This window comes from Bacteroidota bacterium, assembly GCA_016713765.1.
GTDB classification, from domain to species: domain Bacteria; phylum Bacteroidota; class Bacteroidia; order AKYH767-A; family 2013-40CM-41-45; genus Pollutiaquabacter; species Pollutiaquabacter aromativorans.
In genome coordinates, this window is record JADJON010000001.1 from 2271554 (window position 1) to 2293713 (window position 22160).

The window sequence follows — 22160 nt, forward strand, 5'->3', positions numbered from 1 at the left end:
TAATCAGATTTTAATCAAAAAGTGCCCGAAAATGGATAAAAGAGACATTCAGGTCAGGGAATATCGCCCGGAATGGCGGTCGGATTTTCGAAATCTGAATGTTTCCTGGCTCGCTGCCCTCTTTTCCGTGACAGCGGAAGATGAACGGCAACTGGGAAATCCTGAGGCGATCCTGGAGAAAGGAGGGATGATCTTTTTCGCAGTACTGGAGGACCGTCCCATCGGCACAGTAGCCGTGATTCCTGATAGTCCTTCAAGTATTCAGGTAGCGAAAATGGGGGTTGATGAACGGTGTCGCGGCTTAGGTGCCGGCAACGCCTTGTTGGACGCGGCTTTGCGCTGGTCCGTCAGTCGTAATTTTACCACCATCCATCTCGATACCGCGGACCAGTTGGTCGAAGCGATTCGGCTTTATGAGCGTGCGGGATTCCGGCGTAAGGGTGATCATCATGTCCATCCGGTTTTCAAACGAACCACCTTCAGGATGGAATTGGCTCCGGAAGCACTTGAACGATATCGTTCCGCCTAATGGGCGTTCACCATTTTTTCCAATTGGAATAACTCGTCCCGTAAACGGGCCGCCTCGATGAAGTCCAGTTCACGTGCTGCTTTCTCCATGGATTTCCTGGTCTGCCCGATGAGTTTCTTCAATTGCTCCTGATCCATGTACTGCACGACAGGATCAGCGGCGATCGATGGGGTGGCAAAATCTTCGGTATAGGCACCGGGCTCCGCAAGCTGCCGGCGGTCGGCCACTTTGGTCTGCAGTAATATCGCGTCTTTCGATTTGCGGATCTGCGTCGGTGTGATCCCATGTTCCTCGTTATACCGCAGCTGTTTTTCCCGCCGACGATTGGTCTCATCCATCGTCTGCTGCATGCTCTCAGTGATCTTGTCAGCATAGAAGATTACCCGCCCGTTGACATTGCGCGCGGCGCGTCCTGCCGTCTGGGTGAGCGAGCGGTTGCTGCGCAGAAAGCCCTCCTTGTCGGCGTCCAGGACCGCGACCAGAGAAACCTCAGGCAAGTCAAGACCTTCCCGCAACAGGTTAATACCGACGAGTACATCAAAGTTGCCAAGCCGCAGGTCGCGCAGCAACTCCACGCGTTCCAGGGTCTCCACTTCCGAGTGGATATAGCGGCAGTTGATGTTCAGGTTCGTGAGGTACTTGGTGAGTTCCTCGGCCATTCGTTTCGTGAGAGTGGTAACGAGCACACGATCTCCGGCTTTGATCGTCCGGTCGATCTCTTCGAGTAAGTCGTCGACCTGATTGATCGCTGGCCGAACTTCAATGATGGGATCGAGCAAACCGGTCGGCCGGATGACCTGTTCCACCAGCACACCTTCGCTTTGCTGCAATTCATATTCAGCCGGGGTGGCACTCACATAGATGACCTGGTTCACCAGGGTTTCAAATTCCTCAAACTTCAGCGGCCGGTTATCCAGCGCGGCTGGTAAGCGGAAACCGTACTCGACGAGGTTTTGCTTGCGTGAGCGGTCCCCACCGTACATGGCCCGGATCTGGGGTACCGTTACATGGCTTTCGTCGATCACCAGCAAATAATCTTCCGGAAAATAATCCAGCAGGCAGAAGGGACGCTGCCCGGGATCCCGGCCATCGAAATAACGCGAGTAGTTCTCGATCCCGGAACAATATCCCAGTTCCCGGATCATCTCCAGATCATAGGTGACACGATCTTCCAGACGTTTCGCTTCCAGGTGCTGCCCCAGTGATTTCATGTACTCCACCTGCTTCATCATGTCTTCCTGTATCTGCCAGATGGCCTGCAGTTGGCGTTCAGGATTCGTGACAAAGATGTTCGCCGGGTAGATGGCAACGGCGTTGTGCTTTTCAAGGGTCTTTCCGTTGATCGGATCGATCGAGGCGATTTCTTCGATCTCATCTCCGAAAAAGTAGAAACGGTAGGCAATGTCACCGTATGCGATGAAGACGTCCACCGTATCGCCGCGAACGCGGAACTTCCCCCGGTCGAAATCGGTGTCGGTTCTGGAATAGAGGGAGGTGACCAGTTTGTGAAGGAACGCGTTCCGGCTGATTTTCTCTCCTTCCCTGACACGGATCGTATTCGCCTTAAAATCACCCGGGTTTCCGATACCGTAAATGCAGGATACCGAGCTTACAACCAATACATCCTGTCGGCCCGACAAGAGGGAAGTGGTGGTACTCAGCCGAAGCTTCTCGATCTCATCATTGATCGCGAGGTCCTTTTCGATATAGGTATTGGTGCTTGGTATGAACGCCTCGGGCTGGTAATAGTCATAGTAGGAGACGAAATACTCCACCGCGTTCTCCGGAAAGAACTGTTTGAACTCGCCATACAATTGGGCGGCAAGCGTCTTGTTGTGACTCAGGATGATCGTCGGACGCTGGACCTGTTCGATGACATTGGCAACGGTAAAGGTCTTCCCGGATCCGGTCACTCCGAGCAGTGTTTGGGCGTGGTCGCCGCGCCGAAGGCCCTCTACCAGTTGCCGGATCGCCTCCGGTTGATCGCCGGTAGGGCGGAATTCTGAAATGATTTTAAAAGACATGGAAAGGACAATCTGCGCTTGAAAGTACGAAACATCGGGAGGCGGTCGGACAAAAAAAAGACCGGATCTACCGGTCTTCATTCTTGTACTGACTAACGATCAGACATAAATCGGTTCGTTCCAGATCTCCCAGGCTTTTTCCGCCTGTAAGCGAAGCATCCGGAATCCGTTGTGAATGAAAGCGCCTGATGCTTTTGACTTTTCCAAAAAGCGCGTTTGGGGCGGGTTGTAAATAAGGTCGAAGCACAGATGCTTATGGGTCAGAAACTCGTACGGGATGTTCGGAGCGTCGTTGACGTTCGGATACATGCCGAGGGGTGTCGTGTTCACCACGACCTGGAACGCCTTCATGGTGTTCTGGTTGAGGTCGGCGTAGCAGTAATGGAATCGGGATTCCTCACGGGTCACGAAAAAGTGCTCGATCGCCAACTTGCGAAAAACATAGCTGACCGCCTTTGCGGAACCACCGGTTCCCAGGATCAGGGCGCGACGATGGTGCGGGCGAAGGATCGGTCGGATGGCGAGTTCAAATCCCCATGCGTCCGTATTGAAGCCGTGCAATTCAAATTTTCCGTTCTCGAATCGCTGGATCCGGATCGTGTTGACCGCGCCGATCCGCTGGGAAATATCATCCAGGTTATCCAACATCGGGATGACATCCTGTTTGTACGGGATTGTCACGTTCAAACCAACCAGGTCAGGGTTGTCTCGAACGATCTTCTTCAGATCGTAAATGTTATCAGAGTCAAAATTTTCATAAACGCAATCAGTCCGTCCTTCACGCTGAAATTTTTCAGTAAAGAACTTTTTTGAGTACGAATGTTCAAGTGGGTGACCGAACAATCCGAAACGTTTCATGATGGTACTAAGGTTAGGGTTAAGATTAAGGTTCTGGTTCAACAAGCGGTTCAATAGTCGTAGCAGGGGCGAAAACTCAGCATGTCGGAATCGTTTAAGTCTTCTATCGCTCCGCGGGTCGCAGTCCGGGAAAAATAAAAGCGGTTAATGCATAAAACCTTACCAATGACGTAGCGTCATTTCTCCAGTGATTCTCGATAAGCCGAAGCTCGCAGTAGCTCCACTAATAACTCCGTCACAAATATACACACTCTTCAGCTTGAATTTTCCTATAGAAATCTTAAAAATTTGAGAAATTGCAGGACCGTAGTAGTACTACTACATTCCTTCATCTATGCTACCTGAAGTAGGCGATAAAGTCCGGTTTCTCAATGATCCGATCGAAGGAACGGTACGTCGGCTTTTGCCCAACAGCAGGGCAGAAGTAATTGATTCAGATGGATTCACCCATATTATCGAGTTGCATCAACTCGTCAGGATCGAGTTCGGACTGGATGAACAACTGACCGTTCCGGCTGAAGCGAGTTCGACTTCAAGACCCGTTGAGAAACTAGTGGAGGCCACCCAGGCTGCCACTGCTAAGTCGGCAGATACCTGGATCAGGTTCATGGATCAGGATCAGACCGTGTATGTGGCAACCGCACTCAAGAGACCGGACGCTCCATTGGTTTCCGATATTGATATCCGTTTGATCAACAACACGCATTGGACCATCCTCTTCACTGTAGCGCGTAAAATGCCGGATGTGCGATCAGGGGTACGCTCCGGTATCCTGCAGTCGAGAAAGGAGGAAAGCCTTGGCGTCTTCTCCGCGGATGAACTGCACCGTATCGAGGGGTTCGAGTTCCAGATCCTTTTCTTCGGAGAGCGCGAGTATGCGTTCCGACCGCCCATCGTTCGGTCACTCAGTATCAGTCCGTCGGATTTTCTGGAACCCTCTTTTCGCGATAAGCTACCCGGGCATCCGGAGACTGTCCTCTTGCATTCCCTGGCAGAAGTAATGCCGAAAGGGGAAGTGGATGTTTCCCGCCTGCTGGAAAAGTTCAGTAAGTCGGAAGCGGAAGCGAAGGAACGGCAGGGCGGAGCAAAGCCGGCACGGGGAAGTAAATTCACCATCCTTTCACGGGAGCGTATCGTCGACTTGCACATAGAGGAATTGATCAAGGATCCTACCGGTATGAGCAACGCGCAGATCATATCCTATCAGCTCAACCATTTCCAAAAGGAACTTGACCGTGCTTTGTTGGATAAATTGCACAAGATCACGTTCATTCACGGTGTGGGAAGCGGCGTACTGCGCAGTTCTATCCGGGAAGAATTAAAAAAATACCCCGCCATCCGATTCCAGGATGCGCCGCCTGAACAGTTCGGCTATGGCGCCACCGAAGTCATATTCCAGTAATGAACACCATGGATCTGGAACAGGCTGCCACGGAGAAGATCCGCATCATGCGGGGAATTCTGATTTTCGGCCTTTTGCTGACCATCGGGAAGTTCATCGCCTGGTTCCTTACACATTCCGACGCGGTGTTGACCGATGCCCTGGAATCCATCATCAATATCATTGCGGCCGCTATCGGCTTGTTATCGCTTACCGTAGCCGCACGTCCACGCGATGAGAACCATCCCTATGGGCATGGGAAAATAGAATTCCTCTCGGTAGGCTTTGAGGGTGGAGCGATCTTTCTTGCCGGGGCAGTCATGGCTGTCAAGGCGGTATACGGGTTTTTCCATCCACTCCCGCTGGCCAGGATCGACATCGGCTTGTGGATCACGGCCGGAGCGGCGGGAGTCAACGGGTTCATGGGTTGGTTGCTGTTGCGCCAGGGCAAGCGACTGCATTCACAAACACTGGTAGCCGATGGGAAACACCTGTTGTCCGATACCTGGTCATCGGTCATCCTGTTGATCGGGCTGGGAGCCATCCGGCTGACCGGATATGCCTGGATCGATCCCACGCTGGCCTTGTTGCTCGGCTTGTATATTCTCGTTGTGGGGTACCGCTTGCTGCGGGATGCCCTTGCCGGCCTGATGGATGAAGCTGATTTTTATCAGATCAAAGACATCATACATGTGCTGAATTCCCAACGCCGTGACCAGTGGATCGACATTCACAATCTTCGTGTGGTGAAGTATGGCAGCCAATTGCATATCGACGCTCACCTCACCTTGCCCTGGTATCAGGATCTCCGAAAATCGCACGATGCGGTGAAGGAGTTGGAAGGCATCATCAACGAACGGTTCCGTAACCGGGTGGAGTTTTTCATTCATACCGATCCTTGCCTTCCTGCTTCCTGTCCGATCTGCACGGTGTCCGATTGTCCGGTGAGGCAGGAGCCTTTTCGGGAGCGTCTGGACTGGAATCTCCGCATCCTGTTGAAGAATGAACCACACCGGGGATAATGGCAGAGCACGATCTGGAAGTATCACCCACCAGCGACGGCAGTTTCACGCTGCGAAGAACCGACCTTGACGAGCCCTATCATTCGGCCAGAGGCGCGCTGCAGGAATCGCGTCATGTTTTCATCGATGCGGGTTTGTCCCGCTTGTTTGCGGAACGGAACGACTCAACACCTGTCGTATTACTGGAAATGGGGTTGGGTACAGGACTCAACGCCCTGCTGACCTTCGATTTTTTGAAACGACACCCAGGCAGTCTCCAACTGCATTACCATGCGTTGGAGACTCGACCACTCGACTGGCCGGTGATCGATCGATTGAATTATTGCCGCAATGATCTGGAAGAATACTCCGAGACATTCAAACGACTGCACGATGCGCCCTGGGGTGTACCGGTCGATTTGGACGAACGATTCAAGCTTTGGAAATGGAACGCCTCGTGGAATGACCCGATTGAACTTCCTCCGGCTGATCTGGTCTATTACGATGCTTTTGGCCCGCGTGTACAGCCGGAACTATGGGGCGAGTCGGCTATGCGACGATTGGCGGAACGCCTGTGCACGGGTGGTAGCATGGTCACTTACTGCGCACAGGGTGCATTCAAGCGCGCCTTGAAAGCAGTTGGGCTACAGGTTATCGCGCTTCCGGGTCCTCCGGGTAAGCGTGAAATGATACGCGCGGTAAAAATTTTGTAAACCTGTTTCAGGCAGGTTGCCAGAGTTCGATCTTTCGTCCCTCCGGATCCAGCACCCAGGCGAATTTCCCTTGCGGGTGCGATTCCGGTTCGCCAACGAGTGTCTCACCATGATCTTTCAGTTCACGGATGACAACATCGAGGTCGGGAACCCGGAAATTCAACATGAATTGTTGCGCTGAAGGGGCAAAGTAAGAGCTATCCTCCTTCATGATGGAAAAGACCTGAACCTGTTGCACGGTTCCATTGACGGGATAATTCTTAAACAATGCCATTGTGCCCTGCATCGGCAGTTGAAACATCTCCCGGAACCAGTTACTCAATTGGTCCGGTTGACGACTCTTTAGAAAAACACCTCCGATACCATCGCAGGTCATGCGCGACGAAACAGTCTGTGCTGGTAAATCGCCAAAACCAGACTCGTTCGGTTCCCAAAGTTCAATCTTGTTTCCATCCGGATCGAGGACCCAACCAAAGTGGCCGTATTCGAACGACTGGGTTTGATCGAGAACGGTCGCACCCTTGGATTGCAGTTGATCCAGTAGCTGAAACAATCCCGTTACGCGGATGTTCAGCATGAAATCTGTTGTGGAAGGAGAGAAGTAATCCGTATCCTGCTGAAACAATCCTAACTCTGTACGGCCGGTCATCGAGTCGTCAGGAGACGTCTTCCATAGGAAAGATGCATACAACTGCGTGCCGAACGGAACACCCAGACGGTCTTCCATCCATCGAGCCAGTGATTTCGGATCCCGGGATTTGAAGAAGAAGCCGCCAATGGCAGGGGAGATGACGCCCTGACTCATCAATAGCCGAGGATTTTCAGCATGCTCTTCGCGCTTTGCTCTTTTGCGAACAATCGGGTAACGATCTCTCCGTCCTGATCCCGGTCGATGATGACATGCTTGGGTGCCGGAATGAGACAATGCTGGATGCCGCCGTATCCGCCGATGCTTTCCTGATAAGCGCCGGTATGAAAAAAGCCCATATACAGCGGCTCTTTGTCGTCTTCCCGTATGCGCGGAAGATACACCTGGTTGACGTGGGATTCGTTGTTGTAATAATCGTCACTGTCGCAGGTGATACCGCCGATATTCACCCGGTCGTAATCCCTTTCCCATTGGTTGATCGCCAGCAGGATGAATTTTTGCTTGATGCCCCAGGTGTCGGGCAGGGTAGTGATGAAGGAACTGTCGATCATGTACCACAGTTCACTGTCATTCTGCTGTTTCTTGTCGACGACCGAGTAGAGCGTAGCCCCGCTTTCAGCAACGGTGAAGCTTCCGAACTCCGAATAGATGTTGGGTTCGTCGACGCCCTGAGTCTTGCAGGCCGATTGGATCGATTTGATGATCTGCTCGGCCATGTACTCGTAATCGTACTCAAAGCCCAGGGAATGTCGAATGGGCCATCCGCCACCGATGTCGAGCGAGTCGAGCGTCGGGCAGACTTTTTTCAATTCGCCATAGACATTGACGCACTTGTTCAACTCCGACCAGTAATAGGCGGTATCCTTGATGCCCGTGTTGATGAAGAAGTGCAGCATCTTCAATTGAAAACGCTTGTTCTTCTTGATCGATTTGACGTAGTAATCCTTGATCTCGTCGTACCGGATGCCGAGGCGCGAGGTATAGAATTCGAAATTGGGTTCCTCTTCGGCCGCGATCCGGATTCCGAACTTGACCTTCCTGCGCCCCTTGACCCGTTTCTCGTATTGCTCCAGCTCGTTCATGTTGTCGAGCACGGGAATGACGTTTTCGAATCCGTCGTTGATCAGGTCGCAGATGTACTGAATGTACTGGTCTCGTTTAAAACCATTACAAATGATCGTGATGGACTTATCGAGTTTCTTTGCCGCGTACAACGACCGGATGATCTGGATATCGTAGGCCGAGGAGGTCTCCAGGTGGACCTCGTTCTTTAAAACCTCGTCCAGTACGAAACTGAAATGGCTGCTTTTCGTACAGTAACAGTACGTATACGACCCTTTGTAGTCGGCTTTGGCAATGGCTACGTTGAAAATCCGCTTCGCTTTCTTAATTTGCGATCCGATTTTGGGGAGGTAGGAGATCTTCAACGGAGTACCGTATTGCTTGATGATCTCCATCAAATCGATGCCGTAGAAGTGTAGCTGGTTGTCGATGACCTCGAATCCTTCCTGGGGGAAGTAGAACGTTTGTTCGATCAGGTCGCGATAGGTGTTTTTCATCGTCCCGTGGATGCTCCGGGTAAGTCGGATTGGTCGTTTTAACGTGAAGTAAGTCTCCCGGATCGCCGGGGGCTTGCGAAAGTAAGTAACTTACATTTCCCTCCTGCGTTGGAGAGTAAATTTTTAGATGCCAGAACCTTATGAAGAAGATCCGGTTCATTGAAGTCAAGTCGGAGATCGCCGCCGGTACCCGGGGGGCCAGCATGGGACCAGATGCCATCAAAGTGGCAGCGCTCGACTACGGAAGTAACCTGTTCAAGAAGATCGATGCGACGGAAGTGCCGAACGAGAACAAACAGTTGTTCGATGCTCCGGGAAGTCCGTACGCGAAGCGTATCAAGGCGGTTTATGCCATGTTGGAACGGGTGGCCAACGCGGTGAAGAATTCCCTCAAGGGTAATGAGTTTCCCATCGTCCTGGCTGGCGACCATTCAACAGCGGCGGGAACGATCTCCGGTATCCGGATGGCTTACCCGAAGCAGCGCCTCGGCGTGATCTGGGTCGACGCCCATGCCGATCTCCATTCACCCTGGACGACCCCTTCCGGCAACATGCACGGCATGCCGTTGGCCGCAGTACTCAACGAGGACAATGCCTCGAATAAGATGAACCGGCCTGATAAGGAGACGCTGGAGTGGTGGAACAAGATCAAGAAATTGGGAAATATTGCACCCAAATTAGACTATAAAGACCTTGTATTCATCGCCTTACGGGACACCGAACCGGAAGAGACCTATCTGCTGAAAAAGCACAAAGTGAAGGTCTTCAGCACAAGTGAAGTGAAGCGCAATGGGGTGGAAAAGATCGCCCGCGATACCCTGGCACACCTGAACCACTGCCACCTGATCTATATCAGCTTTGACGTGGATTCCATGGATTCCTCCATTTCAAAAGGAACCGGGACCCCCGTCCGTAACGGCATTACAGAGAAAGAAGCGGGTAGTTTACTGGTGCGACTTATCCAGAATGAAAAGGTTTGTTGCTTTGAGATCGCCGAAGTCAATCCGACCCTCGACAAAGAAAACCTGATGGCTGAAAACACCTTTGAAATCCTTCAACGGGTGGTCAGCCAGCTCGCCTGATTCCCAGCTTACGATATGTCAATTCAACGATTCCAGGATACCATTCGCCAATCGGTGGTCACTGCCGTTCAAGACCGGTTTGGAAAATCCATTGCCGCTGACCAGGTCGTATTCCAGGAGACCAAGCGGGAGTTTGAAGGGGATATCACCCTGTTGGTGTTTCCCTTGGCCAAGGTTTCCGGCTTGTCACCCGAACTTACGGCCGAGCAACTGGGCGGATACCTCGTGGAATTTGCCGGGATCGTCACGCGATTCAATGTCGTCAAAGGCTTTCTGAACCTGGTCATTGCCGATCGTTTCTGGAACGATTTCTTTCAGGCCATTGCCGCTGATACCCGGCAATTATTTGATGCGGGGAAGACGGCGCGTCGCCGTTTGATGGTAGAGTATTCTTCGCCGAATACCAATAAACCCCTCCATCTTGGGCACATCCGGAACAACCTGCTCGGCTTTTCCGTCGCGGAAATCCTGAAAGCCGCCGGCCATGATGTCACGAAGGTGAACCTCGTCAACGACCGGGGCGTTCACATCTGCAAATCCATGCTGGCCTGGAAAAAATTCGGTCATGGCGAGACGCCCGAATCGAGTGGGATGAAAGGCGACCACCTGGTTGGCAAGTACTACGTCGTGTACGACAAGAAACTCAAGGAGCAGATCGAGGAGGGCAAGAAAGCCGGTCTTCCGGAAGAAGCGGCCGAAAAACAGGCGCCACTGACCCTTGAAGTCCAGGAGATGTTGCGCCAATGGGAAGCCGGCGATCCGGAGACCATTGCTTTGTGGAAACGGATGAACGGCTGGGTCTACGAAGGCTTTGATGAGACTTACCGGCTCATGGGGGTGGACTTCGACAAAACCTATTACGAATCTGAAACCTACCTCTTAGGAAAACGAATTGTCGATGAAGGTCTGTCCCAAGGGGTGTTCTATCGCAAAGACGATGGCTCCGTCTGGATTGATCTGACGGATGTCGGACTTGATCAGAAATTGCTCCTGCGCTCCGACGGAACTTCTGTCTATATCACCCAGGACCTGGGTACCGCGCAGTTGCGCTACGATGAGTTTAAGGGCTTGGAATCATTGATTTATGTAGTCGGAAATGAACAAGAATATCATTTCAAAGTACTGCGGGAAATCTTCCGGAAACTAGGCCGGGAATGGGCTACCGGTTTATACCATCTGTCATACGGGATGGTCGACCTTCCGTCCGGCAAGATGAAATCCCGAGAAGGTACCGTCGTGTATGCCGATGACCTCATCCGTGAAGTGGTGGAGCAATGCGAAATGGCGACCAAGGCGCAGGGGAAGATCGACGATTTCGATTCAGCGGAAGCCCGGCATTTGTACCACACGCTTGGAATGGGCGCGTTGAAGTATTTCATCCTGAAAGTCGATCCCAAGAAGCGTATGCTCTTCAATCCGGCGGAGAGCATCGACATCAACGGTAACACCGGCCCGTTCATCCAGTATGCCCATGCCCGCATCTGTTCCGTCCTGAGAAAGGGAACGGCTGCCAATGTCAATAAAAGCCTTACCGGAACACACCAACCGGATGAGGGCGAAAAAGACCTGCTACGCGTATTGTACCGATATCCGGAAGTCCTGCAAGACGCGGCGAATGGATATTCTCCGGCCCTGGTCGCGAATTATGCCTACGAAGTAGCAAAAAGCTTCAATCACTTTTGGCACGACCACCAGATCATCGATGCGGCCAATCCCACTGCCTCTGCCTTCCGCTTGGAGCTGAGCCGGGTAACGGGAGCTGTCATCAAAGAAACGTTAAGGCTGCTCGGCATCGAGGCGCCTGAGCGGATGTGATAAGGATATCCGGCTTATTCATCATCTTCCTCTTCTTCGGGGCGATTGTCCAGTCGTTCCCGGATGATCTCCAGGTGTTCCCGTTTCTTCCATTCCCGTAACTCCCGCATCAAAGGGCGGTGATAGTGGTGGTTTTCCAGAAAACGAACCTGAATCTGGTCCCACTCGAACGAGTCGTTCACGATCCGGTAGGCTAGCAATTCTCGGTAGAGATGATTGGAAATCTCCTCGAAGTCATCCCGTCCGAGGTAATCCAGATCGGCATCGCACAGTATCTCCGAAAGCAAGTCGGTCGGATGTTGAGGAATGCGCGTAGCCTGAATGAGGTCACACACTCGTTCGACAAAGGATTCATCCGCACCGTGTTGGGGCAATAAGATGCGCGCGATCGCGCAACTATGCCATTCGTGGTCGGCGTAGGCAACCGTGAAACCGGTGTCGTGCAGGATCGCTGCGGCCCCCAGGAGTTCCAGCTCGAATGGCGAGAGGCCTTCTTCACGACCTATGCGCAAGGCGGACCGCAATACATCCCGGGTGTGGGCAGGTGAGTGGTAATAGAGGTCCGGCAAAAGCCGCGACTGCAGCATCTGCGCTACCTGTATATCCAGCAGCCGGATATTCACCATACGAGGAAAAGTACGAAGAATTTCCCGCTATGCGATTGTTCGCTGATTTTTTGAAAAGGCGAAACCCGGCAGCGGCTTGTCCGTTATCATTCCTTGTGCTGCGCTCCATCCGCCCGCGTTTTCCTGACCTGTTGCTCCTGGTACTCCTGGGTATATCGTTAGTTGGGGTCGGTTTCGCCGGACAGGGACCTGCCCGCGATCGAACGTCGCTTTCCCATTTGTCCCTGCCGGATCATGAACTGCTTCGCGAAGGCGATGTCGTTCTTCGCCGCGGCAAAGGTATCATCAGTGAATCCCTCCGTCACTTTTCGTTGCAGGATCCATCGTACTCCCATGCGGGGATACTCGTGCGGGAGCAAGATCGTTGGATGGTGGTCCATGCCATCGGCGGGGAAGACAATCCGACGGATAAATTGAAGAAAGAATCGCTTGCCGCGTTTTGTCGTTCCGATCTGAGTAGCGCCATGGGTATCATTCGTCTTGACCTCACACCCGCTGATCGGGTGAGGCTGAAGCGGATCGTGGAAAGTATGCTGGAGGCGGGACCTTATTTCGATTCCGATTTCGACCTGGCTTCCGATGACCGGTTCTACTGCACAGAGTTTGTTTACAAAGCCGTATTGGCAGCAACTGGGGATCGTAAATTCCTACCTTTGACCCGTCTTTCGGGTCGGGAATATGTGGCATGCGATAACCTGTACCTCAACGAACACGCACGCATCATCTATTCGTACTCTTCCAACCGGAAATAATCCACTTGAAATGAAAAAGCTCCAACACTTCCTGAGTTTCCTGCTGATCGCGGCCCTGAGTGCTTGCGGTGGAGGAGATTCCCCGAAATCCGTAGCCGAGAACTTCCTGAAGGCCATGAACAGCATGGACTTTGAAGGCGCCAAGAAATACGGCACGGAGGACACCGGCAAGTTGCTCGACATGATGAGCGGTTTTGCCAAAATGGTTCCGGATTCCATGAAGGCGAATGAGACCAAGTTTGAAATCACCGGAGAAAAGATCGAAGGTGACAAGGCGACCGTGACTTACAAGGAAGAAGGCCGTGAAGGTGAAACGCCCCTCAGTCTGGTACGCATCGACGGTAAGTGGAAGGTGTCCATGAGTAAAGAGAGCATGAGCGGTGCGGATGCGGGCGGCTCCATGGATATCGGCGCTACCAGTATGGATAGTTCTGCCGGACCGGAACCTGAACCTGAGGCGGTGGACAGTGTTTCCAATTGAATGAACACAGATAAAGCCGGCGGACAGCCGGCTTTTTTATTTTACATCGAAACGCAACAACGACTCGCCTTCCAGGAAGGCTTCGAGCGTATCACCTGCCGCGACCGCCCCGACCCCTTTCGGGGTCCCGGTGAAGATCAAATCACCTTTACGGAGTGTAATGTAGCGGGAGAGGTGTGCAAGGATGCGGTTAAAAGGAAAGAGCATGAGCGAACTGTCGCCACGTTGCACCTCCTGGCCGTTTCGGGTCAGGGAAAAATGAATGGCGTCATTTCCTAAGAACGACTCGAACGGAACGATTCGTCCGACCGGAGCGGAATGATCAAAGGCTTTGGCGGGCTCCCAGGGCAGGCCCTTTTCCTTCTGGCGCTGCTGTACATCCCGAGCTGTGAAATCGACTCCTACCGTGATCCCATCGATGTACCGGGAGGCAAATTCTTCCTGGATGTGCTTTCCTTCCTTGCCGATGCGAAGAACCAGCTCCACCTCGTGGTGGATGTCGTTTGAGAAATCAGGCAGGTAGAAAGCCTGTCCCGGAGGCAGGAGGGCGGTATCGGGCTTTAAGAAGAATACGGGTTCCGCGGGGATATCGTTCTTCAATTCCGCCGCGTGTTCGGCGTAGTTCCGGCCGATGCACAGAATCTTCATCCGGGTTACTTGTTGTTGAAATCCTTTAACCGGATCTGGGTAATGACATTCTTGGTATTGGTGGCGAAATCACCTTTCATCATCCAGTCGTAATAGGACGGTTCGTTTCGGAAAATTTCGGAAACCAGGCGCCCTTTGTACTTACCGAAGTTGAATACTTCATCACCTTTTTCGTTGTATACGATACGGCCGGCAAGGTCCACGTTCTTGTTCATGCTGCTGAACTGGGCCAGCCAATCGACGTCAGTTTGCAGGCTGTCGTATCGCTCCAACTGGGCTTCGAGCACCTCACAGGTGGCAAAGGTGTCGGCTTCGGCGGAATGGGCATTCAACAGGTCTTTCCCGCAATAGAATTTATAAGCTGCCGACAAGGTGCGTTGCTCCATCTTGTGAAAGATGTTTTGCACGTCGATTAATTTTCGGTCAGCGATCTCAAAATGGATTCCGGAACGGGTGAATTCCTCGATCAACAACGGGATATCGAATTTGTTGGAATTGTATCCGGCCAGATCAGCATTACCGATTAAGGCCTGCAGGTCGCGTGCTACATCCTGGAAGGTTGGGCAGTCCTGGATGTCGGCATCGTAGATCCCGTGGATACGGCTGGATTCAACAGGTATCGGGACAGTCGGATTGATCCGCATGGTCTTGCTTTCACGATTACCGTTCGGCTGGACTTTCAGCAAAGCGATTTCAACGATGCGATCCGTGCCGATGTTGGTTCCGGTCGTTTCCAGATCGATGAAGACCAACGGCCGTTTTAATTGAAGCTTACGACTCATTTGGCTGCAGCTTTGACGGTGATGTTCAATTCCAGCGGCGCGTCGGTTACCTGGACATCCTCCGCGTGATTCTCGAAGTTGTAGCCTTCGAGACGTAGTTTGTAGGTGCCGGGATCTACCGCGAGGTAGAAGTGCGTGGTAGCCACCTGGGGTTTATATTCCTGGACCGGTTGTCCATTCGCGTCCTCCAACACGGCTTTGGTCAATTCCACTTTCGCTCCTGTCGAAGAAGTGATGTTGCCACTGATCAGGGTCCGAACCGGAAATGAAGCCTTGTCATCGAAGGTCAACTGCCAGATGTCGCGATCGCCCATGCCGCCTTTCCGGCAAGAACTTACATACGCGGACTTACCATCAGCGCTGAATGAGATGAAACGGTTGTCATCCGGTGTATTGACCGGGTAGCCGAGATTCAGGGGGGCGGACCAAGCGCCCGTCTTTGCGTCAAAAGAACTTCGGAACAGATCATAGCCTCCCATGCTGTTGTGTCCTTTGCTGGCAAAATAGAGCGTTTGACCATCCAGGGTCAGAAACGGTGCATCATCGTCGAACTTTGAATTGATGGTTGTCCCCAGGTTAATGGCTTCTGACCATTCGCCTTTCTCCCGTCGGATCATCCAGAGATCGCGACCACCTTGCCCTTCCTTACGGTCACTGGAAAAGATCAGGAGGTTGCCGTCGGCTGAAAGGGCCGCGGCGCTTTCTTCTTGCTTGGAGTTGACCTGCGGGGGAAGCAGGTTGGACCGTTGCCAGGCTTTTCCTTTCAACGGCGCGGCACCGAGATCGCCAAAGATCTCCGCATTGTCAAAATAGACATAAAGTTGATTTCCGTCCTGAGTCATCCCGACGGCTTCTTCATCCCAGTCGGTGTTCACCAGTCCGCCAATGCCTTTCGCTTTCAGCCAGGCAGTATCTTTCCAGGTGCTCCAATATATGTCGGAAGGATAGATACCAAGATCTTCAATGAATCCACCGATGTTGCCTTTTCTTCTGGAGGTGAACACAAGCTGCTTCCCGTTGGCGGAGATGAACGGATTGTATTCATCATAGATCGTATTGATCGCCTTGCCCGGGTTGGTGAACGTAACCGCGACCGGATGAGCGCAGAGTTCTTTTCCGTTCTGGCACATCTGAATAAGACGTTCCGGACTTACGAAATCACGAAGCGGCTTATTGTTGTTGGCGGTCTTGAAGGTGCTCAAGGATGCGATCGCATCATCCCAGCGCAACTGGTGCATATAAGCGATGCCCATCCAAAAATCGATCTCCTTCTTGGCGTCCTTGGCTGCTTTCCCCTTTTCCAAATGCTCCAGCGCTTCCGCCTTGTCCTGATTCGTCAGTAGATAGCAGACACCCAGTTTGTATTGATAATCCGCATTGCCAGGATCCGACTTGACCAGTTCCTTGTAGGATTTCAAGGCACTATCGAAGTTGCCGGCAACGAACAGGACTGATGCGTCTTTCTTGACCACCTTAGCCTCATCAGCTGTCAGTACGTGGTTCTTTGCTTTCTGGGCGGATGTCAGGACGGGGAGAAGACACCCGAGCCACAGGAATAACCGGTAATGCTTTCGCATGCAGGTAGGATAGACTTTAGGGGAAGTGAGGTTGCTCAGATGGGACGATTCACATCGAATTGTTCGAGGTAATCCGCTACGCGACGAACGAAGCTGCCGCCCAACGATCCGTCCACCACGCGGTGATCATACGAAAGCGACAGGAACATCATGTGCCTGATCCCGATCGTATCGCCTTCCGGTGTTTCAATGACGGCCGGTTTTTTCCGGATGGCGCCGACTGCCAGAATGGCGACTTGGGGTTGGTTGATGATCGGTGTTCCCATCACGTTACCAAAGCTGCCTACGTTCGTCAGTGTGAACGTGCCGTCCTGGATCTCGTCGGGTTTCAGTTTGTTCTGACGTGCACGATTGGCCAGGTCATTGACCGATTTGGTGAGGCCGATGAGATTCAGGTGGTCCGCATTCCTGATGACCGGAACGATGAGGTTACCCGAAGGAAGCGCCGTGGCCATACCGATGTTGATGTTTTTCTTCACAATGATCTTGTTCCCGTCAACCGAGACGTTGATCATCGGAAAATCCCGAATAGCCCGGGCTACCGCTTCAATAAAGATCGGGGTGAAGGTGATCTTTTCTTTCTCGCGCTTCTCAAAGGCACCCTTGACCTTATCGCGCCATTTGACCAGATTCGTCACATCTGCTTCCACATAGGAGGTCACATGCGGCGAAGTATGCTTCGACATCACCATATGGTCCGCGATAATTTTCCGCATGCGGTCCATTTCAATGATCTCGACCGCGCCGGAAACACTCACCGCCGGAGCAGTATAGGCTGGAGCGGCTGCGGTTGCTACGGCTGGTGCAGGGACAGGTGCCGGAGCGCTGATCTGTTGTCCTTGCTGCCGGTTGTCGATATGCTGGAGAATATCCTGCTTGGTAACCCGGTTGTTCATGCCGGTTCCCGGAATACTCTCCAGTTCCTGCATGCCGATGCCTTCCTGCTTGGCGATATTTCTCACTAAAGGCGAATAAAAGCGACCGCTGCCGGATGATGACTTGACCAGAGGCTCGGATACTGCTACCGGAGTGGCGGATTTGTGTCCGTTAGACGTTACAGCAGGAGCCGGTTGCGCTGCCGGGGCCGGACTGGCAGGAGTCGCAGCGACTTTGTCTTGTTCAGACCCGATCTCAGCGATCACTTCACCGACTTTGACAACCTGTCCCTCCTCAAAGAGGCGCTTTTTCAGGATACCAGCAACCGGAGACGGTACTTCGGAGTCGACTTTATCCGTCGCGATCTCCAATACCGGTTCATCGGCTTCAATGCGATCGCCTTCCTTTTTCAGCCATTTGAGAATTGTAGCTTCAGCCACGCTTTCGCCCATTTTGGGCATGATGAGTTGCGCCATCGGTTGGGAATAGAATAGGAACGACCCCGCTACCGGGGTTTTAGCAAAATTAGCAATAAGGATGCGTTAATTTCCTGCCGTCCGCCCCAATTTTCTCAACCCTTTCCACAGGATGCGCAGATCCGTATCAGTCTGATAATCTTTAGCGTACAACGTATTCAGCCGTTGTTGGGTGGACGAATCCGTTGTTTGATCGCGGAGTTGGTCACCGGGATGCAGGATACCGGGACGGATCCTTGGCAATTCATCCAATCCGGAGGCCGCGCGGTTGTAGCCCACCAACGACATGCTGCCCAGCAGTACTTTGAACAGGTTGAGAAAAAATGTCCAGGGTCGCTGTTGCAGCCACATCAGGATCGGACTGACCAGCAGCAGCGCGATGGAGAAGGTGATATCGAGAAACCGCTTGTTCCGCCGGTTCTCTTTCTTTCCAATGCTGTTGATATCGATCACATACAATTCTCCCGGATCGTCAATCGAATTACTGCCGATGATGAACAAGCTGTCTGGTGGAGCGATCTTGAATTCAATTGCTTTCCCCGCCATACCGGCCATGAGCGCAATGATCCGGTTGGAGGCAAGGTCACGTGCACAGAAGATCACTTCGTCGATGGCAAAAACTTCGACGATACTGGTCAGCTGAGAAAGATCACCGAGCCGATAGGTGTTCAGTTCCTGCGACTTTCCAGGATGAGACCGGGTTATTTCTTCCGGTCGCACAAATCCGATGAAATTGTGATTGGTGCCGGTCAGTTTGAGCAGTGACAAGACCCGGGAACCTTCTTCTTCACTGCCGACAATGATCAGACGTTTGGGTCGGTCATTGGCCAATTCATAGCGCTTTTTCCAAAGCACATTCAACACGAGGCGAATAACTACCGCAGCCGCCGTAGCCCAGGCCGCTCCAAGCAGGATAAGTGCCCTCGAAAAACGATAATGCTCGGGGAGCAAGGCATAGCCCACCAGGATGATCAGGGTGCCGGTGAAAACTCCTCGAACAACTTTCGCGATGCGGATGGGCACATCGTAGCCGCCGCTGAAATAGATACAGACGATCCAGCAGAGGATATAGGTTGGGACAGCCGCTTGAAGAAACAACTCAGGATAACGCACGTTCATGTTCGTTCCCCAATACGCCTGGAGAAAGTACAATCCCGCGAACAGGAAACCGAAATCAAGTGCCGGCAACAACAGGTTTCGGAATGCCCGGGTCAGGACCGCCGCTCCGGCACGTAGGTAGATCGCAATCCGGATAAAAAAGGAGAACAGGCTGGCGTTCTGTGGGGAAAAATGCTTCTTCGCGAAAATGATCATCGCGTTGTAAAACACGAAGACATAATTCACGCTGCTCTTTTTCGTACTTTCTCCCTTGTAATGGATGATCTGTGTGCCGGGGAAATAGTAATTCTTGAAACCGGCTTTTTGGATCCGGTAGGAGAGGTCGATGTCTTCCCCGTACATGAAAAAATCCTCGTCCAGCAAACCGCATTTCGTCAGGGCCGCTTGTCGTAGCAACATGAATGCTCCGGCCAGGACATCAACCACATGCGTTTCATTTTTATCGAGGAACCCGAGATGATACCTGCCGAACCGGGTGGACCGAGGAAAGAGTGCGCTCAGGCCGAAGATCTTGTAAAAGGCCACGGCAGGAGTCGGTAAGCCGCGCTTTGATTCCGGCAGGTATCGTCCGCTACCGTCAATCATCTTGACACCCAATCCACCGGCGTCGGGATGTTCGTCCATGAACCGGACGATCTTTTCAAACGTGTCTTCCTCTACTACGGTGTCCGGATTGAGTAAGAGGACGTACTCGCCGGAAGCGATCCGGATCGCCTGATTGTTCGCTTTGGAAAATCCGAGGTTCTCCTTGTTGGCAATCAGCCGCACCGAGGGGAATTTCTCCTGAACCATCTCGACCGATCCGTCCACCGAGTTGTTGTCGACCACGAATACTTCACTGGATACCCGCTTGCAGGCGATCTCGACACTGCGCAGGCACTGTTCCAGAAAGTACTGTACGTTGTAGTTGACAATGACGACGGAAAGCTTCACGGAAGGAGTAGGGGGTCAGCGTTCGTTGGGTCGGGCTACGGCTTGTTCATAAGGGACTCGCTGCAGGATGGATCGTCCCAGCGTTACTTCGTCTGCGTATTCCAGCTCATCGCCGACCGAGATTCCCCGGGCAATGGTCGTACATTTCACATCCGGAGTGCCTATTGCCTGCATGCGTTTATAAATGTAAAAGGTCGTGGTATCGCCTTCCAGGGTTGTACCCAAAGCCATGATGACCTCGCGAATTTCACCTGATCGGATGCGTTCCAGGAAGGGTTCAATGCTGAGGTCTTGCGGTCCGATACCATCGATGGGAGAAATGATACCGCCCAAAACGTGGTAGCGGCCCTGATATTGTCCGGTGTTCTCGATCGCGATAACATCCCGTATGTCCTCGACGACACAGAGCAGTGAAGTCTCCCGACGGGGATTGGAACAGATGACGCAGGTGTCGGACTCGGAAATGTTGTTGCAGATCCTGCAATACCGGATTTCATCCCGAAGCCTGGACAAAACAGTACCCAGCCGACGGGAGTCGCTGGCTGGCGCCTTTAACAGGTGTAAAACCAGCCGGAGCGCCGATCGCTTTCCGATTCCGGGTAAGCGGGAGAATTCCTGTACAGCTTCTTCGAGGATTCGGGATGGGAGACTGCTCACGGAAGGTGTTGAAAAAAGGACACTGGTGCGGGAATCCCGCCGAGACGAAATTACTTACTTCGGCCAGTATTCACAACCATAGAATGTCTGCAACCCTTATCCTGACCTGTGTTGTCCTTTATTCGGCGCTGCTCTTTTTCGTCGTTTGGCTGACGAGTCGTGGTGCCGATAACGAGTCCTACTTCATCGGTAACCGATCCTCCAAGTGGTATGTCGTGGCCTATGGTATGATCGGAGCCTCCTTGTCCGGAGTCACGTTCATGTCGGTGCCTGGCTGGGTCGGAACCACCGGCATGTCGTATATGATGGTAGTATTCGGTTACCTGCTCGGTTATGCCGCGATCGCCGGCATCCTGTTGCCGGTGTATTATCGGATGCGGCTGACATCGATCTACTCTTACCTGGAACAGCGTTTCGGCTTTTGGAGCTATAAGACCGGCGCGTTTTACTTTATCCTGTCCCGGACCATCGGCGCTTCCTTCCGCTTATACATCGTCGTAAACGTCTTGCAAACCTTTGTTTTCGATGCATGGGGTGTCCCATTCGCGGTTACCGTAGGCGTATTCATTCTCCTGATCCTGCTTTATACCTACAAAGGCGGCGTTAAGACGATCGTTTGGACGGATACCCTGCAAACAACCTTCATGCTCCTGTCCCTGGTGCTTTCGATCGTCCTGATACTCGGTAAACTCGGCTGGTCGTGGGGCGAATTGGTGAACCAACTCACTTCGGGACCCTATTCGAATATGGTTGTTTCCGATGTGAAAGCCTCGAACTTCGCCTGGAAACATTTCTTCGGCGGAATGTTCATCGCCATCGCCATGACCGGCCTCGACCAGGAGATGATGCAAAAGAACATCAGCGTCCGGACGCTGGGCGAGTCGCAAAAAAACATGATCAGTTTCAGCCTGATCCTGGTGCTGGTTAACTTGCTCTTTCTCTCCTTGGGCATTCTGCTGTACAATTACGTTTCCATAGAAGGTATCGCTACCCAATTCCATACTTCCGATGACTTATTCCCAACGGTGGCATTACAGCACCTGGGAACGCTTTCCGCCGTATTCTTTATCATCGGACTTATCTCGGCCGCCTATCCCAGCGCAGATGGGGCTTTGACCGCACTGACCGCTTCATTTTGCATTGACTTCCTGGGAATGGAACGAAAAGACTGGTCGAAAGAGAAAAAGGAACGGACCCGTTACACGGTACACATTGCATTCGCGATACTCCTGCTCCTGGTTATCGTGGTCTTCCGGATCATCAACAACGATGCGGTGATCGGGATCCTATTCAAAGCGGCCGGCTATACCTATGGTCCCTTGTTGGGATTGTACGCATTCGGGCTGTTTACACGGCATCCGGTACGGGATCGCTTCGTGCCGCTGGTTTGTCTCGTAGCCCCGGTCTTGTGCTTTTGGTTGAATGAAAATGCGCCGGTCTGGTGGAATGGCTACAAATTCGGCTTCGAATTGATCATTCTCAACGGACTGCTCACCTTTATCGGACTTTGGTTGCTGAAGGCCTCGGGGACATCAAAGCCATTCGATGTTAAAAAATCAGTTTAAACCCGCGAAAAAAGGGGGAATAATTTCGGCTTATCTGGCATAGTTTTGTCTGTATGA

Annotated in this window: 20 protein-coding genes; 9 read left to right on the top strand and 11 right to left on the bottom strand. The window is 52.4% G+C overall.

All coding sequences use genetic code 11. From position 1 onward, the window contains the following. The first annotated feature begins 31 nt into the window (after positions 1-31). Complete coding sequence (locus IPJ96_08750; protein ID MBK7910433.1) at positions 32-529, top strand: GNAT family N-acetyltransferase; 498 nt, start codon at positions 32-34, stop codon at positions 527-529. Here IPJ96_08750 and uvrB read toward each other — a convergent pair. Continuing rightward, positions 526-2553 carry an excinuclease ABC subunit UvrB gene (gene uvrB / locus IPJ96_08755; GenBank protein ID MBK7910434.1) on the bottom strand — a complete coding sequence of 676 codons (2028 nt, stop codon included), beginning with the start codon at positions 2551-2553 and terminating at the stop codon, positions 526-528. The two genes, IPJ96_08750 and uvrB, sit on opposite strands and share 4 nt — an antisense overlap. Positions 2554-2652: 99 nt before the next feature. After that, complete coding sequence (locus IPJ96_08760) at positions 2653-3411, bottom strand: shikimate dehydrogenase (GenBank protein ID MBK7910435.1); 759 nt, start codon at positions 3409-3411, stop codon at positions 2653-2655. Between the two features lie 334 nt (positions 3412-3745). On the opposite strand from IPJ96_08760, the gene IPJ96_08765 reads away from it, so the two are divergent. Genes IPJ96_08765 through mnmD form a run of 3 tightly spaced genes read left to right on the top strand, consistent with a single transcriptional unit; the run spans position 3746 to position 6506 of the window. After that, the gene (locus tag IPJ96_08765) at positions 3746-4813 is read left to right on the top strand and encodes a DUF2027 domain-containing protein (GenBank protein ID MBK7910436.1); all 1068 of its coding nucleotides are present in this window, start codon (positions 3746-3748) and stop codon (positions 4811-4813) included. Beyond that, positions 4813-5814 (top strand): cation transporter, encoded by a 1002-nt coding sequence (locus tag IPJ96_08770; GenBank protein MBK7910437.1) that lies wholly within the window; start codon positions 4813-4815, stop codon positions 5812-5814. The genes IPJ96_08765 and IPJ96_08770 overlap by 1 nt, the downstream gene beginning before the upstream one ends. Beyond that, entirely contained in the window at positions 5814-6506 is a 693-nt protein-coding gene (mnmD, locus tag IPJ96_08775; GenBank protein ID MBK7910438.1) for a tRNA (5-methylaminomethyl-2-thiouridine)(34)-methyltransferase MnmD, read from the top strand. The genes IPJ96_08770 and mnmD overlap by 1 nt, the downstream gene beginning before the upstream one ends. 7 nt (positions 6507-6513) lie before the next feature. Here mnmD and IPJ96_08780 read toward each other — a convergent pair whose 3' ends face one another. Both IPJ96_08780 and IPJ96_08785 read right to left on the bottom strand, forming a co-directional pair. Next, positions 6514-7311 (bottom strand): hypothetical protein, encoded by a 798-nt coding sequence (locus IPJ96_08780; GenBank protein MBK7910439.1) that lies wholly within the window; start codon positions 7309-7311, stop codon positions 6514-6516. Then, complete coding sequence (locus IPJ96_08785; GenBank protein MBK7910440.1) at positions 7311-8714, bottom strand: arginine decarboxylase; 1404 nt, start codon at positions 8712-8714, stop codon at positions 7311-7313. Before IPJ96_08785 ends, IPJ96_08780 begins: the two co-directional genes overlap by 1 nt. A gap of 140 nt (positions 8715-8854) precedes the next feature. On the opposite strand from IPJ96_08785, the gene rocF reads away from it, so the two are divergent. Beyond that, positions 8855-9796, top strand: coding sequence for an arginase (rocF, locus tag IPJ96_08790; protein ID MBK7910441.1), 942 nt, complete (start codon positions 8855-8857; stop codon positions 9794-9796). 15 nt (positions 9797-9811) lie between these two features. Beyond that, positions 9812-11611: an arginine--tRNA ligase gene (locus tag IPJ96_08795; GenBank protein ID MBK7910442.1), complete on the top strand. Its 1800-nt coding sequence runs from the start codon at positions 9812-9814 to the stop codon at positions 11609-11611. 14 nt (positions 11612-11625) lie between these two features. Here the strand turns inward: IPJ96_08795 and IPJ96_08800 are convergent, their stop codons facing one another. After that, on the bottom strand, positions 11626-12237 hold the full coding sequence (locus IPJ96_08800; protein MBK7910443.1) for an HD domain-containing protein: 612 nt from the start codon (positions 12235-12237) through the stop codon (positions 11626-11628). Between the two features lie 95 nt (positions 12238-12332). Between IPJ96_08800 and IPJ96_08805 the strand changes: the two genes are divergently transcribed. Next, the gene (locus IPJ96_08805) at positions 12333-12989 is read left to right on the top strand and encodes a hypothetical protein (GenBank protein ID MBK7910444.1); all 657 of its coding nucleotides are present in this window, start codon (positions 12333-12335) and stop codon (positions 12987-12989) included. A gap of 10 nt (positions 12990-12999) precedes the next feature. Beyond that, positions 13000-13470: a DUF4878 domain-containing protein gene (locus tag IPJ96_08810; GenBank protein MBK7910445.1), complete on the top strand. Its 471-nt coding sequence runs from the start codon at positions 13000-13002 to the stop codon at positions 13468-13470. A gap of 36 nt (positions 13471-13506) precedes the next feature. Here IPJ96_08810 and IPJ96_08815 read toward each other — a convergent pair whose 3' ends face one another. The 6 genes from IPJ96_08815 to recR all read right to left on the bottom strand — a co-directional run bounded on the left by IPJ96_08815 (position 13507) and on the right by recR (position 20538). Continuing rightward, the gene (locus IPJ96_08815) at positions 13507-14118 is read right to left on the bottom strand and encodes a fumarylacetoacetate hydrolase family protein (protein ID MBK7910446.1); all 612 of its coding nucleotides are present in this window, start codon (positions 14116-14118) and stop codon (positions 13507-13509) included. Positions 14119-14123: 5 nt separating this feature from the next. Beyond that, a complete protein-coding gene (locus IPJ96_08820; protein MBK7910447.1) occupies positions 14124-14900 on the bottom strand; it encodes a 3'-5' exonuclease in 777 nt (258 codons plus the stop codon). After that, positions 14897-16477 carry a PD40 domain-containing protein gene (locus IPJ96_08825; protein ID MBK7910448.1) on the bottom strand — a complete coding sequence of 527 codons (1581 nt, stop codon included), beginning with the start codon at positions 16475-16477 and terminating at the stop codon, positions 14897-14899. Before IPJ96_08825 ends, IPJ96_08820 begins: the two co-directional genes overlap by 4 nt. 35 nt (positions 16478-16512) lie before the next feature. Next, complete coding sequence (locus IPJ96_08830) at positions 16513-17829, bottom strand: 2-oxo acid dehydrogenase subunit E2 (GenBank protein ID MBK7910449.1); 1317 nt, start codon at positions 17827-17829, stop codon at positions 16513-16515. A gap of 66 nt (positions 17830-17895) precedes the next feature. After that, positions 17896-19881, bottom strand: a complete 1986-nt coding sequence (locus IPJ96_08835) for a glycosyltransferase (GenBank protein MBK7910450.1) — start codon at positions 19879-19881, stop codon at positions 17896-17898. 15 nt (positions 19882-19896) lie between these two features. Then, positions 19897-20538 (bottom strand): recombination protein RecR, encoded by a 642-nt coding sequence (recR, locus tag IPJ96_08840; protein MBK7910451.1) that lies wholly within the window; start codon positions 20536-20538, stop codon positions 19897-19899. Between the two features lie 83 nt (positions 20539-20621). Between recR and IPJ96_08845 the strand changes: the two genes are divergently transcribed. Further along, positions 20622-22103: a sodium:solute symporter gene (locus tag IPJ96_08845; protein MBK7910452.1), complete on the top strand. Its 1482-nt coding sequence runs from the start codon at positions 20622-20624 to the stop codon at positions 22101-22103. The last annotated feature ends 57 nt before the right edge of the window (positions 22104-22160 follow it).